General features: G+C 64.1%; 10 protein-coding genes and 2 tRNA genes. 4 read left to right on the forward strand and 8 right to left on the reverse strand.

Annotated elements, in window-relative coordinates; all coding sequences use genetic code 11:
- Positions 1 to 180 precede the first annotated feature (180 nt).
- Positions 181 to 1842: a S1C family serine protease gene (locus CXX84_RS01355; RefSeq protein ID WP_102974935.1), complete on the reverse strand. Its 1662-nt coding sequence runs from the start codon at positions 1840 to 1842 to the stop codon at positions 181 to 183.
- Between the two features lie 288 nt (positions 1843 to 2130).
- Between CXX84_RS01355 and CXX84_RS01360 the strand changes: the two genes are divergently transcribed.
- From CXX84_RS01360 to CXX84_RS01370, 3 genes are all read left to right on the forward strand, one after another.
- The gene (locus tag CXX84_RS01360; protein ID WP_102974936.1) at positions 2131 to 4176 is read left to right on the forward strand and encodes a TPM domain-containing protein; all 2046 of its coding nucleotides are present in this window, start codon (positions 2131 to 2133) and stop codon (positions 4174 to 4176) included.
- A gap of 108 nt (positions 4177 to 4284) precedes the next feature.
- Entirely contained in the window at positions 4285 to 5076 is a 792-nt protein-coding gene (locus CXX84_RS01365) for a PspA/IM30 family protein (RefSeq protein ID WP_102974937.1), read from the forward strand.
- A 95-nt stretch (positions 5077 to 5171) separates the two neighbouring features.
- Positions 5172 to 6602 carry a cryptochrome/photolyase family protein gene (locus CXX84_RS01370; protein WP_102974938.1) on the forward strand — a complete coding sequence of 477 codons (1431 nt, stop codon included), beginning with the start codon at positions 5172 to 5174 and terminating at the stop codon, positions 6600 to 6602.
- A 30-nt stretch (positions 6603 to 6632) separates the two neighbouring features.
- Here CXX84_RS01370 and CXX84_RS01375 read toward each other — a convergent pair whose 3' ends face one another.
- The 5 genes from CXX84_RS01375 to CXX84_RS01395 form a co-directional block, all read right to left on the reverse strand.
- Positions 6633 to 7565, reverse strand: a complete 933-nt coding sequence (locus CXX84_RS01375) for a cytochrome b/b6 domain-containing protein (RefSeq protein ID WP_102974939.1) — start codon at positions 7563 to 7565, stop codon at positions 6633 to 6635.
- 136 nt (positions 7566 to 7701) lie between these two features.
- Positions 7702 to 7778, reverse strand: a tRNA-Met gene (locus tag CXX84_RS01380).
- Positions 7779 to 7922: 144 nt separating this feature from the next.
- A tRNA-Met gene (locus tag CXX84_RS01385) sits at positions 7923 to 7996 on the reverse strand.
- Positions 7997 to 8121: 125 nt separating this feature from the next.
- A complete protein-coding gene (locus tag CXX84_RS01390; RefSeq protein ID WP_189337484.1) occupies positions 8122 to 11112 on the reverse strand; it encodes a UPF0182 family protein in 2991 nt (996 codons plus the stop codon).
- Between the two features lie 152 nt (positions 11113 to 11264).
- Positions 11265 to 12482, reverse strand: coding sequence for a S16 family serine protease (locus tag CXX84_RS01395; protein ID WP_189337452.1), 1218 nt, complete (start codon positions 12480 to 12482; stop codon positions 11265 to 11267).
- A gap of 132 nt (positions 12483 to 12614) precedes the next feature.
- Between CXX84_RS01395 and CXX84_RS01400 the strand changes: the two genes are divergently transcribed.
- Positions 12615 to 14075, forward strand: coding sequence for a zinc-dependent metalloprotease (locus CXX84_RS01400; protein ID WP_102974942.1), 1461 nt, complete (start codon positions 12615 to 12617; stop codon positions 14073 to 14075).
- Positions 14076 to 14113: 38 nt separating this feature from the next.
- On the opposite strand, the gene CXX84_RS01405 is transcribed toward CXX84_RS01400, so the two are convergent.
- Positions 14114 to 14716: a M48 family metallopeptidase gene (locus CXX84_RS01405; protein ID WP_102974943.1), complete on the reverse strand. Its 603-nt coding sequence runs from the start codon at positions 14714 to 14716 to the stop codon at positions 14114 to 14116.
- Positions 14716 to 16851 carry an ATP-dependent DNA helicase UvrD2 gene (locus CXX84_RS01410; RefSeq protein ID WP_102974944.1) on the reverse strand — a complete coding sequence of 712 codons (2136 nt, stop codon included), beginning with the start codon at positions 16849 to 16851 and terminating at the stop codon, positions 14716 to 14718. The genes CXX84_RS01405 and CXX84_RS01410 overlap by 1 nt, the downstream gene beginning before the upstream one ends.
- Positions 16852 to 16872: the final 21 nt, after the last annotated feature.

Raw genomic sequence — 16872 nt, forward strand, 5'->3', positions numbered from 1 at the left:
CGGGTAGCTCCTAGCTAACCACATAGGCGTGCTCCGGTGCCCTCTTCCGTTAACGCCTGTGTCAGCCCGGGCGGGGTTGCCTTGCGGGATGAAAGAACGACGACGGCGTCCGCCCGGTTAACCTGCTCAAGCGGGGACGCCGTCGTCGTTCTTTTTGTACTGGTTGAACGGGTGCGTGAGCTAGTTCGCTGCCGCGCCCAGGGTCACGTCCAGCGTCTGCTCCTTGCCGTTGCGCAGGATGGTGATCCTGACGTTGGAACCGGCACGCTGTTCCCGGACTGCCGCCGTCAGCTGCTCCGGTTCACCAATGGCGAGATCATTGAATTTGGTGATGACGTCGCCCACCTTGATCCCGGCCTTGCCGGCAGCTGAATCCGGCTCCACCGTGGCGACGTCCGCCCCTACGGAGAATTCTGTGGAGGTACTGGACGCCGCCTTCGGCTTCACACTGACACCCAGCTGGCCGTGCGAGGCCTTGCCTGTTTCGATGATCTCCTGCGCCACCCGCTTGGCGTGGTTGATGGGGATACTGAAGCCGACGCCGATGTTACCGCTGGTTGAGGATGCGTTTGATCCCGCCGAGGCGATGGCCACGTTGACGCCGATAACCTCGCCGCTGCTGTTCACCAGGGCGCCGCCGGAGTTGCCGGGATTGATGGCGGCGTCTGTCTGGATGACGTTGATGGAAATTTCGCCCTGCCCGGTCTGCTGGCTCTGGCCGCCCCCGGGAGGTGCGAACTGGAATCCACCTTCGTCGTCGCCCTCGGCGTTGTCTCCCTCTTCAGGGGCTGCGGCCGAGGCAACACTGATGGTCCTGTTAAGCGTGGAGACGATGCCGTCCGTCACCGTGCCGGTCAGCCCCAGCGGGGATCCGATGGCAATAGCGGTGTCCCCCACGTTGAGTTTTCCGGAGTCGCCCAGGGTTGCGGGGGTAAGGCCGGAGGCATTATCCACCTTGATCACCGCAAGATCGGACAACGGGTCCGTGCCGACAAGCTTGGCGCTGAGGACCTTGCCGTCGCTGGTACGGACTTCCAGGGCCGCGTCGGCCGTCTGGCCATCCAGTGTGACGACGTGCGTGTTGGTGAGGATGTGGCCCTGGTCGTCGAGGATGATGCCCGAACCCGTGCCGCCGGAGCCGCCGGCGGCTGCACTGATGGTCACAACGCTGGGCGAAGCCTTTACTGCCGCCGCCGTGATGGCATTGACCTCGTCCTGGTCGTTGACAATAACCGTTCCGGGCTGGCTGTTGGTGCTCGTGACCGCGGCGGAGCCGGGACCGTCGAAGATTTCGCCGGCGGCAACGGTCGCCACTCCGCCGCCCACCAGGCCGGCCGCGAGGATACTGGCCACGAGGGTTCCGACGCCGAACGTCGCTTTCCGCCGAGGCGCGTCCTTGGGACCGGGGACATAGCCTGTGCCGGCGTGTGGCCCCTGCGCACTATTGACCCCATGTATGCCGGAGCTGTTGTTATGCCCCCCGTAGTGGCCGTCCTGATTGCCCTGGCTGGCGTAGTTGTACCCGGGCTGCGCCGCCTGGTGCCGGCCGGGATCCTGTACCCCGGGCATGTGGTTCTCCGTTGAGGGCTGGCCGTAGAAAGGCTGCCGCTGGGGATACACGGGGCGCGGAGCTCCGGGAAGCTCCTGGGTGGGGTTGTTCCCATGGTCGTCCAGCCGCTCAGTGGGATACTCGCGAGGCCCCGGTCCATCCGCCCCGGAGTCGCCTGCCTGCTGCACGCCCGCAGCGGGGTCCCCCGCCTGCCCCGCATGGCGCTCCCGGGGATCCTGTCCATCGGGGCCGCCGTTCCGTGGAGCCGGACCGGGCGTCTGGTTCTCAGTCATGGGACTTCCTTTCAATGTCTTCCTGCATTAACTATGGACTCCCCGGCTGGAACAAGCTCGGATGTTTGCTGAGAGCTTCCTGAAGACTTTCAGTAGCCCGCTGCTGGCTGCCGACCCCCGTTTCGCTGGTGGCATATTCACCGCAATGGACGGGCTGTGGGGTGCACCATAGAATCAAGATGAATTGCCACAGCGACCTGCGGCTTCACACCAAGCGTGGGGGCGCTGTTGAATTCTGAGACGACTGATTCGTCCCGAATCGGTGTCAGGCGTGCTGAAGGGTTGCACATGCGGTCAAAGTTCAAACGTATACTCGCCGTAATCGGCCTTACCTCCTTCCTGGCGATGCCCGCCGGGGCGGCGTGGGCTGAGGATCCAGTTACTTTGGACCCTGCAACGAAAGTTGTTGACTCTGCTGGGGTCCTGGGTTCACAGAGGGCTGAGGTACAGGAAGCCATCAAGAAGCTCGGCACAGAACATGCCACTGTTCTGCACGTAGTTACGGTCAAGAAATTCGAGAATCCCACGAACCGTGAAGCTTGGTCCGACGCTGTAGCCGAAAAAGCCAATCTCGGATCGAACGCCTTGATTTTTGCTGTTGCTACCGATACCAGGCAGTACGTCCTGAACAAGGGCGGAAGCAAGATCACCGCAGCCCAGATTGAGAACATCAAGAGCAAGGCCATCGGACCTCAGCTCGCCACCGAGAATTACGCACAGGCTGCGATTAACGCAGCAGCCGCTATTGGTGATGCTGCCAGCGGCGGAAGCGGTAATGTCCCCGGTGATGGTGCCGGAGCTGCGGTCCTCGTTGGCACTGGTGTCGTAGCTGCTGGTGGCGCAGGCGCATACCTGTACTTCCGCAATAAGCGCAAGAAGAGTGCTGCCGGCCAGGGCGCCAACGCCGCGTACGGCGCCCAAGGCGTAGAGCTTGATCCGCTGGCATCGCTGAGCGTCGAGGAGCTGCGCCGCAAGAGCGGCTCCCTGCTGATCGAAGCGGATGACGCCATCAAGTCGAGCGAGCAGGAACTCATGTTCGCCCAGGCACAATACGGCGATTCCGCCGTCGGAAACTTCACCAAGGCCCTCGCCGAGGCAAAGGCGCACATGACCGAATCGTTCAAACTGCAGCAGCAGCTGGACGACCATATACCGGACACCGAAGAGCAGCAGCGCTCCTGGCTGGGCGAGATCATCCGCCGCTCGGAAGCCGCCCTTGCCTCCCTTCAGGAACAGAAGGCTGACTTCGATTCCCTGCGTGAGCTGGAGAAGAACGCACCCCAGGCCCTGGCATCAGTGAACGCCGGGGTACGGGAAGCCGACGCGAAGATCAGCAGTGCTGAGCAGTCCCTCACTGCCCTCCGTTCGAAGTACGCGGAAAGTGCCCTGACCCAGGTTTCGGACAACATCCTGCAGGCCAAGGAGCGCTTGGCGTTCGTGCAGAATGCAACGGCCACCGCCCAGCAGAAACTCGGTGAGGGTGAAGGCAGTCTGGCTGCAGTGGCCGTACGTGCCGCCGAAGAGAGCCTGCACCAGACAAACATCCTCCTTGATGCGATCGCGAAGGTTTCCACCAACCTGGACGAAGCCCGGAGCAGCCTGGAGCGTGCCGTGGTTGACACGTCGCAGGATCTCGCTCAGGCGAGGGCCATGATCCAGTCGGGCGCCCACCCCGAGCTCGCCGGTCCGGTAGCAGGCGTCGAAAGTGCCTTGGCACAGGTCAAGGCTGAGATCCAGGGTGGAAAGATCGATCCCATTGCCACCCTGCAGCGGGTAGAGACCGCGCATCAGTCACTTGACCAGTCCCTGAGCGGCATTCGGGACCAGCAGGAGCAGGCCCGCCGCGCGCAGGCATCTCTTCAGCAAACCATCATGTCAGCGCAGGCACAGATCAGCGCCACCTCTGACTACATCACGGCCCGCCGCGGCGGCGTCGGAACGGAGGCGCGCACACGGCTGGCCGAGTCGCAGCGGAACCTCGACTACGCCCTGTCCATCTCGCGCACCGATCCTGTGACAGCCCTTACCTACGCCCAGCAGGCTCACGCCCTGGCGGCACAGGCAGCCCAGCTGGCGCAGACGGACGTGGACCACTTTGGTGGTTACGCCAATCAGGGCTATGGCCGTGGTGGCATGTTCGGTGGCGGCGGAGGCGGTGGCCTCGGCGGAGCAATCCTCGGCGGCATCCTGATCAACTCCATCCTCAACGGGGGCGGCGGGGCAGGCTGGGGCGGCGGCCACAGCGACGGCGGTGGCTGGGGCGGCGGTGACTCCGGCGGCTTCGGCGACATGGGCGGCTGGGGCGGAGACTCCGGCGGCGGCGGAGACTTCTAGTTCGGATTTATCCCGGGCTTGCCGCAGCATCCGCGGTTACGCAAGGCAACACCACCAACTGTTCACTGATTTCAGTGGTCACCACAGAGCAGGACGAAAGGTAGCAACATGGTTAAGCAGTCCATCTTTGGCCGTATCGCGCAGCTGGCAAAGGCAAACATCAACACTTTGCTGGACAACGCTGAGGATCCCCAGAAGATGCTGGACCAGATGGTCCGGGACTACACCAACAACATCGCAGAGGCCGAGTCCGCCGTTGCGCAGACCATCGGCAACCTGCGGATGCTCGAGGACGACTACCGCGAGGACGTCAAGAACGCACAGGACTGGGGCAACAAGGCCCTCGCCGCCTCGCGCAAAGCTGATGAATACCGGGCAAGCGGGGACAGCGTTGACGCTGAGAAGTTCGACAACCTGGCCAAGGTAGCGCTGCAGCGCCAGATGGCGGCGGAAAATGAAGCCAAGGGAGCAGAGCCCAGCATTTCCTCCCAGCGTGAAGTAGTGGACAAGCTCAAGAACGGCCTGGACCAGATGAAGGGCAAGCTCAATGAGCTGACCAGCAAGCGGAACGAGCTGGTGGCACGGTCCAAGACCGCCGCAGCACAGTCCCAGGTCCACGACGCCATCAAGAGCATCGATTTCATGGATCCCACAAGCGAAGTAGGCCGCTTCGAGGAAAAGATCCGCCGCGAAGAGGCCAAGGTCCGCGGCCAGCAGGAACTTGCCGCCTCGAGCCTGGACGCCCAGTTCAACCAGCTGGAGGATCTCGGCGAGCAGGTGGAGATCGAAGCGCGCCTGGCAGCGCTGAAGTCCGGCGGTTCGTCCAAGCCGGCCATCGGGGCCGCGGGTTCGGCGGCGTCCGCGTCAACCGTAGACGAAGCCGACTTCGACAAACTCTGACCGGCGGAGCGTAGGGCGCTTACGGAGTCGCAGGCAGGGCCGGGGCCATGACGGTCCCGGCCCTGCCTGCGCCTGGCTGTGTGTAGCGTGGTCACATGGCTTCCTCCGATGAGACTTCAATCGTCTGGCTTCGCGACGACCTTCGGCTCGACGACAACCCGGCGCTCATCGGGGCGGCCACGCTTGGCCTGCCCCTGACTGTCGTCTATGTCCTGGACGAGGAGTCCGAGGGGATCCGTCCGCTGGGAGGAGCCACCAGGTGGTGGCTGCACCATTCCCTCGCCGCATTGGCGGCTGGGCTCGAAGCCAAAGGGCAGCGCCTGATCCTCCGCCGCGGCCCTGCAGAAGACGTTATTCAGCAGCTGGCCACCGAAACCAACGCCCGTCATTTGTTCTGGAACCGACGCTACGGGCTCCCGGAACGCACGGTGGACGCCAACGTCAAAGCGTGGGCCGGCGATAACGGCATCAAGGCCTCGAGCTACCAGGCAAACCTCCTCTTTGAGCCCTGGACTGTCCGCACCGGGGCCGGCGGACCGTACAAGGTCTTTACGCCGTTCTGGCGGGCCTGCCTCGCCAATGGTGATGTCCGCGATCCGCTTCAGGCTCCTCACGCGCTCCCGGCGCCGGTGGAGCACGCCGCCATGCCGCCCCGGGACGACCTCAAGGACTGGCAACTCCTGCCCTCCTCCCCCGACTGGAGCGGCGGGCTGGCTGAGGCCTGGGAACCGGGAGAGGAAGGCGCCCGGCACAGGCTTGGGGAATTCCTCGACGGTCCGTCGGAGGAATACGGGACCGGGCGCAACATCCCCGGCGTCGAAGGCACCAGCAGGCTCTCACCGCACCTGCGGTTCGGCGAGGTCAGTCCCTTTCGCGTGTGGCGGCAGATACGCCGACGTTTTCCGCACGAGATTCCTGCCGACGTCGCAATCTTCCGTTCCGAGCTGGGCTGGCGGGAATTCTGCTGGCACCTCCTGTACACCAACCCCGACCTTGCCACCCGCAATTACCGCCCGGATTTCGACCGGTTCGGCTGGGAAACGCCCGCCATAGATGAGCTGGCGGCCTGGCAACAGGGCCGGACGGGGTACCCCTTCGTAGACGCAGGAATGCGGCAACTCTGGCAGACAGGCTGGATGCACAACCGGGTGAGAATGGCTGCGGCGTCTTTCCTGGTCAAGAACCTGCTGGCGGACTGGCGCATTGGCGAACAGTGGTTCTGGGACACCCTCGTAGACGCGGACGCCGCAAGCAACCCTGCCAACTGGCAGTGGGTGGCCGGTTCTGGAGCGGACGCCTCGCCCTATTACCGGATCTTCAATCCCGTCACCCAAAGCAAAAAGTTCGACGCCGGCGGACAGTACCTGCGCCGCTACCTGCCGGAGCTGGCGGGACTCGACGCAAAAGCCATCCACGAGCCATGGAAGGCGGGAGTGGAACTGACAGGTTACCCGGAGCCTCTGGTGGACCTGCCTGAGTCCAGGGAACGGGCCCTGGCGGCGTACCAAAGGCTCAAAGACAACTGATTGGTGCGAAACGCCGTCAGGCGGTGCGCCTCAGCGGCTGACCTTGCCCATCAGTGAAGCGATGGGCCGCAGGAAGAGCGGCCGGGCCAGGAACCAGGCCGCAGCCATGACCACCACCGAGGCGAGGAAAACCCAGAAGCCGAACCATCCGTCGTCGTCCCGTACGCCATACATATGGTTGAGGTTGCGCAAGGCTCCGGTGGCAAGCACCAGGAAGACGTGCACCGCAATAAAGGCCACGAAGTAGACCATCACAGGGAAGTGCACGGCACGCGCCCATTCGATGGGGAAGGCCCTGTTCAGGCCCGTTGCCTTCTTGGGCCAGGCGCCGGACATGCGCAGGCCCGTTATGAACGCCAGCGGAGCGGCGATAAAGACAGTGACGAAGTACGAGAGCAACTGCAGCGCGTTGTAGTTGACCCAGCCGTTCTCCGTCGGCCAGTTCAGGGACGCGTACTGGAGGGCGGCAGAGAGCGCGTTGGGGAACACGTCCCAGCTGGTGGGGACAATCCGCATCCACTGGCCTGTGGCGAACAGGAGGACCGCGAACAGCAGGCCGTTAAGGATCCAAAGGACATCGAGCGTGAGGTGGAACCACAGTTCCAGGCTGATTTTGGTGGGCGGGTTCTTCGTCTTGATAAAGCCCTTGTTGTTGCGGGTCCAGTGTCCGCTGGGGCGCGTTGTGGTGCGCACTTGCCAGCCTGTGCGGATGATGAGCAGCAGGAAGAACGCGTTCAGGAAGTGCTGCCAGGCAAGCCAGGCAGGGAAGCCCACGGGAGCATTGTCCGGGAGCTCCGAGTGTCCGGGATAGTCAGCCACGAAGGAAGCTACGCCCGGCAGCCCCATCAGCCACTTTGCAAGCAACACCACCAGGACCAGGCCTGCGAGGGCGGCCGGTACCGCCCAGTAGAGTCGCGACCGCTTACCCGCCGCGGCACGGGGCTTCTTCGTGGGTGTGGACATCGAACAACATTCCTCTCGAGAATGACTGGCCAAGTGCTCAAACGTGTGAGGCTCTGCGAAAGAGACTACTGGAACTGACCGTATCCAATGAAAAAGAAGGCCCCTTCCGGCTGGTCTGCCGGTCGGGGCCTTCATATGGTTGCGGGGACAGGATTTGAACCTGTGACCTCTGGGTTATGAGCCCAGCGAGCTACCGAACTGCTCCACCCCGCGTCGCTGAATCAACACTACCCTATTTTTGCCGGCGCTTTGTCCACTGGGAATTGGCGGTGGGGGCCGATGCGGATCCGGCCGGGACCGGTTCCCTGGACAAAAAAGACCCGGACACTGTTTCCAGTGTCCGGGTCTTTCCATCAGTTGCGGGGACAGGATTTGAACCTGTGACCTCTGGGTTATGAGCCCAGCGAGCTACCGAACTGCTCCACCCCGCGTCGCAAGAACTACTTTACCGGCACATGAACACCAGGCCAAATCCGGTGCGCGTGATCTCCGTCTCGGATACCGAAACGGCACCTGCTCCACAAGGAACAGGTGCCGTTTCCCGCCGTCGTGATGGTCAGCTGGCCGCTGAGGGTGACGGTGAGGGGCTGGCTTCAGGCGTTTCCGTGGCTGCCGGAGCCGGAGTGGCCTCCGGAGCGGCGACAGGGATCTTGGCCTCTGCGTCAGTAGCCCGCTTAAGGGCTGCCGAGAGGCGGTTTTGCGCCTCACCGTATCCGGCAAAGTCGCCGGCGGCCAGGGCGGCCTGCCCGGCCTGGATGGCGGCGTTAGCCTCGTCAAGCGCCGCCTTCAGGTCGGCCTTCGCGTCCGCTCCGGCCGGTGTGGCCGGGGCGGCAGGATCCGCTGGGGCCTGGCCGTTGTTGTCCGAGTCGCCGGCAGCTGCTCCGGAGTCTCCGCCGAAGAGCTGCTTCAGTGCCTCATCCAGCGTTGGAGCGAAGCCCACCTTGTCACCGAAGGCCACCAGGACGCGCTGCAGCGTGGGGTAAGACGTTTCGCCGGTCGACTTGAGGTAGACAGGCTGGACGTACAGGATGCCGCCGCCCACCGGAAGCGTGAGGAGGTTGCCGTTGAGCACCTCGGACGCGCCTTGGCGGAGCAGGTTAAGGGCCTGCGAAACAGTTGGATCAGAGTTGAACTTGTTCTGCGCCTGGCCCGGACCGGGGACCTGGATCTCCGGCGGGATTTGAAGCAGCCGCAATTTGCCATAACTCTCGGCCTTCACTCCGGCCTGGTTGCCGGCATCCGAGTCAGCGGCCAGGAAGCCGTAGAGCACGTTGCGCGCATTTCCGTTGACGATCTGCGGAATGAACGACGACGTCAGCTGGAAAGCAGGCTCATCCTGGTCCGGCATCTGCAGCGACATGTAGAACGGCGGCTGCTTGACTCCGCTGTTCGATTCAACAGTCGGATCGGCCGGTACGCTCCAGACGTCCTTGGTCTGGTAGAACGTGGACGGATCGGTCACGTGGTATTCACCGAGGAGCTGGCGCTGCACCTTGAAGAGGTCCTCCGGGTACCGGACGTGGCTCATGACGTCGCCGGACATCTCCGAGAAGGGCTTGAGCGAGGTGGGGAACACCTTCTGCCAGGACTTTAGCAGCGGGTCCTGGTCGTCCCACGCGTACAGGGTGACCGAGCCGTCGTAGGCGTCAACGGTAGCCTTCACGGAGTTCCGGATGTAGTTCACGGTGCTGTTGGGCAGTGCGACGGCACGGCCGGACGTGGTCTGGGTGTCAGCAGTGGCGTCTGAGAGCTGCTCCTGCTGTGAGTACGGGTAGTACTGGCTGGTGGTGTAGCCGTCCACGATCCACTTGACGCGTCCGTCAACCACGGCCGGGTAGGCGTTGCCGTCCACCGTCAGGTAGGGAGCAACTTTTTCCACACGTTCCCTGGGACTGCGGTCGTACAGGATCTGCGATTCCGGGTTGACGCCGTCCGAGAGCAGCAGGTCCGAGGACTGGAACTTGATGGAGTACAGCACCCGGTTGAAGAAGGTGCCCACGTTAGGTCCGCCGTTGCCTTCGAAGGTGTACTGGTTGTCCCCCTCGCCTTCCCGGCCGGAGGGCCTGTCCTGCTCACGCGCAGGGGCACCGTCAGGCGCGCCAACGATCGAGTAGTCCGGTGAGGATTCGCCGAAGTAGATCCTCGGCTCGTAGGTTGAGTCGTCACCAAGGACACCCGTCGACGGAATACCCGACTGCAGGAACTCAGGCTTGCCGTCCACGGTGAATTTGTTGCCCTTGGCAGCCACCACACCATAGCCGTGGGTGTAGACAACGTGCTGGTTGAGCCAGCCCTGCTGGTTGGTTTGTACGTTGCCGGGGTTCAGTTCACGGACCGCGATCACGGTGTCCTGGATCTTGCCGTCCACCTCGTACCGGTCCACGTTCAAAGCTTCCGGGAACTGGTAGTACGGGCGGTACTGCTCCAGCTGCGAGAACGCATCCGAAATCAGGTTGGGGTCCAGCAGCCTGATGTTTGCCGTGGTCTGGGCATCCGGAGCCAGGGCACCGGTGCTGGCGGTGTTGGTGGCGTCGTAGCGGTCCACCTGGATCTTGTCCAGGCCGTACGCCGCACGCGTGTTATCGATGTTGCGCTGGATGTACGGCTTTTCCAGGGTCTCCTCTGAGGGGCGCACCTGGAACTGTTGGATCACCCAGGGGTACACGCCGCCGGCGAGGATCGACGTGATGACCAGCATTGCGGTGCCGATGACAGGGAGCCGCCATTTGCCAATCACCGCGGCCACAACGAACAGGACGGCAACGAGCACGGCTGCCACTGCGAGGATCGCTTTCGTGGGGATGACGGCGTTGACGTCCGTGTAGAGGGCGCCGGCCCAGCGGCCGTTGTTGCTCTGCACTGCTGTAAAACGGTCCAGCCAGAAGTTGATGGCCAGCAGCACAAGGAACGCGGCACCCGTGACTGCGATGTGGATCTGAGCTGCACGGCTGGTGAAGACGCCGCGCTCCATCAAACGGATGCTGCCGTACAGGTAGTGCGTGAGGATGCCGGCTATACCCGCAATGACCACCACGCTGATCAGGAATCCGGTCACGAAGCCGAGGAACGGCAGCGTCATCAGGTAGAAGCTGATGTCCATCCCAAATTCCGGGTCCTCTGTTCCAAACGGTTCCTGGTTGAAGAACAGGAGGACCTTCTGCCACTGGCTCGCGGCGGCGCTGCCTGCGAAGAGCCCGAACAGGACAGGCAGGCCGATCATCACGACACGGCGGACGGGTTCCAGCTGCGCCTGGTACCGGTTGAGGTTGTCGCGGATTTCCGAGTCCGGAGCGTACACCGGCCGGGCGTTGTACGCGATCCGGATCGCGAAGAACACCGCAGCGAACATGATGGCGAATCCTGCAGCGAAGATGCCTATCCGGACGAGGTTTTCAGTGATGAATACCTCGATGAACCCCAACTGCCGGTACCAGAGGACATCAGTCCAGACGTTGGCAAAGAAGATGAAGCCCACTACCACCAGGGCAACAACGATCAGCGTGGGAGTTAACGCCCCTCGTCTTGAAGGGGGTCTGCCTGTGGACATGGTGCTGGCGGGACGGGACAAACTGGGTACCTCATAGCTGGTCGTCAGATTATTCGAAGCGTAAGTGCGAGCGACGTCCGGCACCGGTCAAACGGCTGGTTTCGTCCGTCATATTTGCCACGAGTGGCGGTAAAGCTTAGTTCCTGCCCAGTCTAGTTGCCTGAGCAGGCCGGCAGGCCGGACGTGTCCTGACCGTTACCCGCGCGTTCGACGGCGTCCCGCGCCTCCGCCAGGTTTTCCACCCGGACAACTTGCAGCCCGTCGGGGATGTTTCCCGCGACTTCCGGGCAGTTTGCGGCAGGCGCGAGGAAGAGCGTGGCTCCCCCGGCCCTTGCCCCCTGCAGCTTCTGTTCGATGCCGCCGATGGGTCCCACCAGGCCGTCCGGGGAAATGGTGCCGGTTCCCGCAACGTGCTTGCCGCCGGTCAGGTCGCCGGGGGTGACCGTGTCGATGATGCCGAGCGAGAACATCAGCCCGGCGCTGGGGCCGCCCACTCGCTCGAGCGAGATTTCGACGTCGAAAGGGAACGTGAACAGGTATTTGAGCATCACTCCGAGGATGAAGCGGCCCTCGCCGTTGTCCTTGGGGGTGATGACCTCGGTGATGGACTGTCCGTCACGTTCCACCACCACAGTGACCGGGGCCCCGTTTCCAGCCGCCAGTTCCTCCTGGACCACTGAAAGTGCGGTGATGTCCTTGCCGTTGATGGTCTTCAGGATGTCGCCCGGCTGTATTTTTCCTGCAGACGCTGAGCCCTCCGGGAGGTCCGCGGCCTGAAGCTGCTGCCCAAAGGGAATTTCCAATTCCTTGAGGGCTGAAGCCACCGCGTTTTCCTGGGAGGTGGTCATGGCAACAGAACTCTGTTCCTCGGCCTCCTGCTTGGTGGTTCCCGTGGGATAGAGCAGTTCCACGGGGTGGACCGCCCGTGAGGGGTCCAGCCAGGCGGAGAAGGCCTCCGGAATGCTGACCGGTCCGTTGGGTCCGCCGTCCACGTAGACGGTGGTGAGATCGAGGTTTCCCTTTGCCGGATACGTGTCCCGGCCAGTAATGCTGATCACCGGGGTGCCCTGGCTTTCGCCGAGGGTGTTGTAGGTAGGGCCTGGAGACTCCACGACATACGGCACGGGAAGGGTGCCGACTGCTATCCCCAGTCCAAGCGCCGACATTCCCGCGAGGAGCATCGCCGACACTTTCCTGTCCCGGGGATCCTCGCCCCGGGCAGCCGCGCCGCCGTCCGCACCGTCGTCGGCCCTTGCCTCTCCTGTTCGTACCTCTTCTGTCCTCGCTGCGCCTGTTTGCGCAGGTAAACCATGGGTGGAGAGCGAAGGAGCGTGGTCCTCTGAAGGGTGGCCGCCACGGGTTGTAGTCACCCAACCAAGACTACGCGGTGCCGGTGCCGGCGGGCTCTTTGCCTAGAGCGAACGGCAAGGCCGTCCGGCAGACAGCCGACCATGGCCGGGGTACCGTGAAGGTTGACAGTCACACCGACGATCGGCGGGATCATGACCTCCAATCCACTCAATCCGTCCAACGGGGACGACACCCCCAAGGATCCGTTGACCGAGATGCTGCAGAACCTGATGGGCGGCAAGGGGATGGAAAATTTCGACCCCGCTGAGCTCGCCAAGGCTGCGGGGCTCCCGAACGACCCCAACCTGCTGGCGCAGATGTTCTCCCAGGTGCAGGCAATGATGAGCGCACCTTCTGAGGGTCCGGTGAACTGGCAGCTGGCCCACGACAACGCGCGGCGCGTTGCGGCCAGCAGCAGCGACCCTTCGGTGACGTCCCAGCAGTCCCGCGACGTCGACGAGGCGTTGCGGCTGGCAGAACTCTGGCTGGACCCCGTCACTGATCTCCCGGCCACCGGCCTGATTGGCAAGGCCTGGTCCCGGGCTGAATGGGTGGAAGCCACCCTGGGCACCTGGAAGCGGCTGACCGAGCCCGTTGCCAACAGCATCGCCAATGCACTGTCCTCCGCAATGACGGAACAGATGCCGGAGGAAATGAAGTCCATGATGGGCGGCGCATCCTCCATGCTCCAGAACATGGGTGGTGCCATCTTTGGCATGCAGCTGGGCCAGGCCATTGGCGCCCTGTCCGCCGACGTCGTCAGCTCCACCGACATCGGTGTTCCCCTGGCCGACCTTGAAATGGCACTGCTGCCGGCCAACGTTGCCAGGTTCGGAGAAGGGCTGTCGCTGCCCGAGAACGACATCCGGCTTTTCCTCGCGGTGCGCGAAGCCGCCCACGCCCGGCTATTTGTCCAGGTCCCCTGGCTCCGCGGGCACCTGCTGGGTGCCATCGAGGCCTATGCCCGCGGCATCCACATCGACACCTCACGCATTGAGGAACTCGCACGGGACCTTGACCCGAGCAACCCGGAAGGTATCCAGGAAGCCCTCTCACAGGGCGTCTTCATGCCGCAACGGACGCCCGCGCAGGACCAGGCCCTGGAAAAGCTTGAGACGGCGCTGGCCCTGGTGGAAGGCTGGGTGGACGAGCTTACTGCCGCAGCAACCGAGAAACTGTTGCCGTCCGCGGGCGCACTGCGGGAAACCGTGCGGCGCCGCCGGGCAACCGGCGGCCCGGCCGAACACGCTTTTGCCTCCCTGGTGGGTCTGGAGCTCAGGCCGCGCAGGCTGCGCGATGCTGCAACTCTCTGGTCGATCCTCAAGGAAGAGCGCGGCATCGAAGGCCGCGACGCCATCTGGCATCATCCGGACCTGTTGCCCACTGCCGAGGACCTGGACGATCCCAAGGGCTTCAGCAGCCGCCGCAAGCTGGCTGAAGCAAGTGACAGCGAAGTGGACGACGCGCTGCAGAAACTCCTCAGCGGAGGCTTTGACGCCGCCCCGGACGCCGAAGAGGGCAACGGCGCGGACGGGCAGAGCGGGGACGGCACGGCACAGGACGACGGCGGTCTTCCGGACGAGGGGCATGAAGGCGGCCAGCCGAAGGGCTAGGACCCCCTCCCCCGCCCGGCTCATCTGCCTGCGCGGGGTCAGTCGGTGTCCGGGCCGGCCATACCGCGTCCCGTGGCGAAGGAGACACCTTCGAGGAAGGCTTTCGCGCGGCCTGTATCCGGGTACGCTTCGAGCAGCTTCCAAAAGGCGGCATTGTGGGCTGCGACCAGCAGGTGGGCGAGCTCATGGAGCAGGACATAGTCGATCACCCACTGCGGCATCGGACGCAGTTTGTCCGAGAGCCTGATAGTTCCTTCCGCGGGAGTGGCTGAGCCCCAGCGCGAGTTCTGGTTGCTCACCCAACGCACCGACGTCGGTTGCGCCCGCCCGCCGAGGTACTGTGCGGACAGCTGGGCCGCATGCGCCGCGAGGGCGGCGTCTGTGGCGGGGCGCCTCCTGCCGGCCGCGGCCCGCCGCTCCCCCTGGCGATGGAGCTTGGCCACCATCTTGTGCACCCATTCGGCTTCCTGCGCCGCCGTAAACCGGGCGGGAATCGCGATCACCGCCGTACCGTTTTCCCAGAACGCCGCCACGGTGCGGGTGCGGCGCGCGGAGCGGCGAACGACAACGGGGGCACCGTCGTCAGTGGTCAGGTGGTGAGCTGCGCCTTGCGCTGCGGCCTTCGCGGTGCGGCCGGCCATCAAAGGGCAGTGCTCTCGGTGAGGACACGCAGGACGTCTTCGCCGTACTTTTCCAGCTTTGAGGGACCTACTCCGGCAAGCGCGGCGAGTTCTTCCAGCGATGCCGGCTTGGCTTCGGCAATGGCCGTCAGCGTGGCATCGGTGAACACCACGAACGCGGGCACCTCCGCGGAGAGTGCAACTTCCCTCCGCCAGCTCCGCAAAGCGTCGAACGTCTGTTCCTCATAACTCGGCGGGCACGAATTGCAGCGGCCCACCTTCCGTTCCGCCCCGGTGGCGAGCATGCTTCCGCAAACCCTGCACATGGCGGGGGCAGCAGCCTTTCGACGGGTCACGGTGACCTTCCCCCGGGTACTTGAACTCACCACCGAGTCAGGGCGCAGCCCGTCCAGGAACCGTGAGGGTTTGCGGTTCGCCCGGCCCCCCGGCGTCCGGGCTGTGGACCACGACAATGAGAGGTGCTCACGGGCACGAGTGATTCCCACGTACAGGAGCCTGCGTTCCTCATCCACGGATTCCGGGGCGTCGGCAAAGGAAATCGGCATCAGCCCCTCACTGAGGCCCACCAGGAACACCGCGTCCCATTCCAGGCCCTTTGCTGCGTGCAGGGACGCGAGGGTCACTCCCTGGACCGTGGGGGCATGCTGGGCCAGGGAACGCTCCTGGAGCTCGGTGACGAAGTCTGCCAGGCCAAACTGCGGGCCTCTTACCTGGGCCAGTTCGTCGGCCAGCGCCACCAGCGCGGCCAGGGACTCCCACCGTTCCCGGAGAGCACCGCCGCTGTGCGGGGCAGAATCCGTGTACCCCAGGGAGGAGACAATGTCCCGGACCAGCTGGCCCAGTGGTTGCGGGGAGTCAGTTTCTGCGACCGCCCGGGTTGCTGCCCGCAGCTGCAGGATGGCGTCCCGGACCTCCTTCCGGGCGAAGAACCGTTCACCGCCGCGCAGCTGGTACCCAATGCCTGCTGCGGCGAGGGCCTGTTCGTATGCTTCGGACTGTCCGTTGGTGCGGAACAGGACAGCGACTTCGCTGGCTGGAGTGCCGGCGTCGAGCAGTACCTTGATCTTCTGGGCCACAGTGGCAGCCTCCGCTTCGTCATCCGCACACTCCGTGAACTGCGGATGGGGTCCGGCCGGCCGCTGGGCAACGAGCTGCAGGGGCGTGGCCCAGGCGGCGTCGGCCACAGGACCGCCGCTGCGCCTGTTGGCCAGCAGGTTGTTGGCCAGCTTCACCACCTGTGGTGTGGAACGGTAGTCGCGGATGAGTTTGACCACGTTGGCCTGGGGATAGCGTGCTTTGAAGTCCAGCAGGTGCCTGGGAGAAGCCCCCGTGAACGAATAGATGGTCTGGCTTGCATCGCCCACGACGCAGAGTTCGTCGCGCCCGCCCAGCCAGAGCTCGAGTAGCCGCTGCTGCAGTGGGGAAACGTCCTGGTATTCATCCACCACAAAGTGGCGGTACTGCTCACGGACGGTGGCCGCGACCTTCTCATCCTCCTGGAGGATGCCCACCGTGATCAGCAGGACGTCCTCGAAGTCAATGACGTTGCGGTCAGTCTTGACATCCTCATAGGACTGGAAAACCCGTGCCACGGCAGTGAGGTCAAAGCCGCCGGGGGCACCCCTGTCCTGGGCATTTTCCAGGTAGTTCGCGGGTGTCAGCATGGAGACTTTGGCCCACTCGATCTCCGAGGCAAGGTCGCGGATGGAAGCCCTGTCGGTGCTGAGCCGCAGCCGTCGGGCGGCCTCGGCCAGCATCTGGGCTTTGTGGTCCAGGAGGTTGGGCAGCGTTCCGCCAACCGCCTGCGGCCAGAAAAACTGGAGCTGCCGAAGCGCAGCGGCATGAAAGGTGCGTGCCTGCACGTTGCCTGCCCCGAGGTCACGCAGCCGGCTGCGCATCTCGGCAGCGGCGCGGGAGGTAAAGGTCACGGCCAGGAGCCGCTGCGGGGAGTAGACGCCGGAATGGACGCCGTAGGCAATGCGGTGGGTGATGGCCCGTGTTTTGCCCGTTCCCGCGCCGGCCAGGACACACAGCGGTCCGTTCAGGGTGCTGGCGACCTCCCGCTGCTCGGCGTCCAGGCCGCCAAGGATGCGGTCTTCAAGGGATGCTGCCCCATCAAATTGTTCTGTAGTCACTTCTGCTGCTCTATGTCTCGA

Origin of the sequence: Arthrobacter sp. AFG7.2, from assembly GCF_002892835.1 — a bacterium.
Classification (GTDB): Bacteria; Actinomycetota; Actinomycetes; order Actinomycetales; family Micrococcaceae; genus Arthrobacter.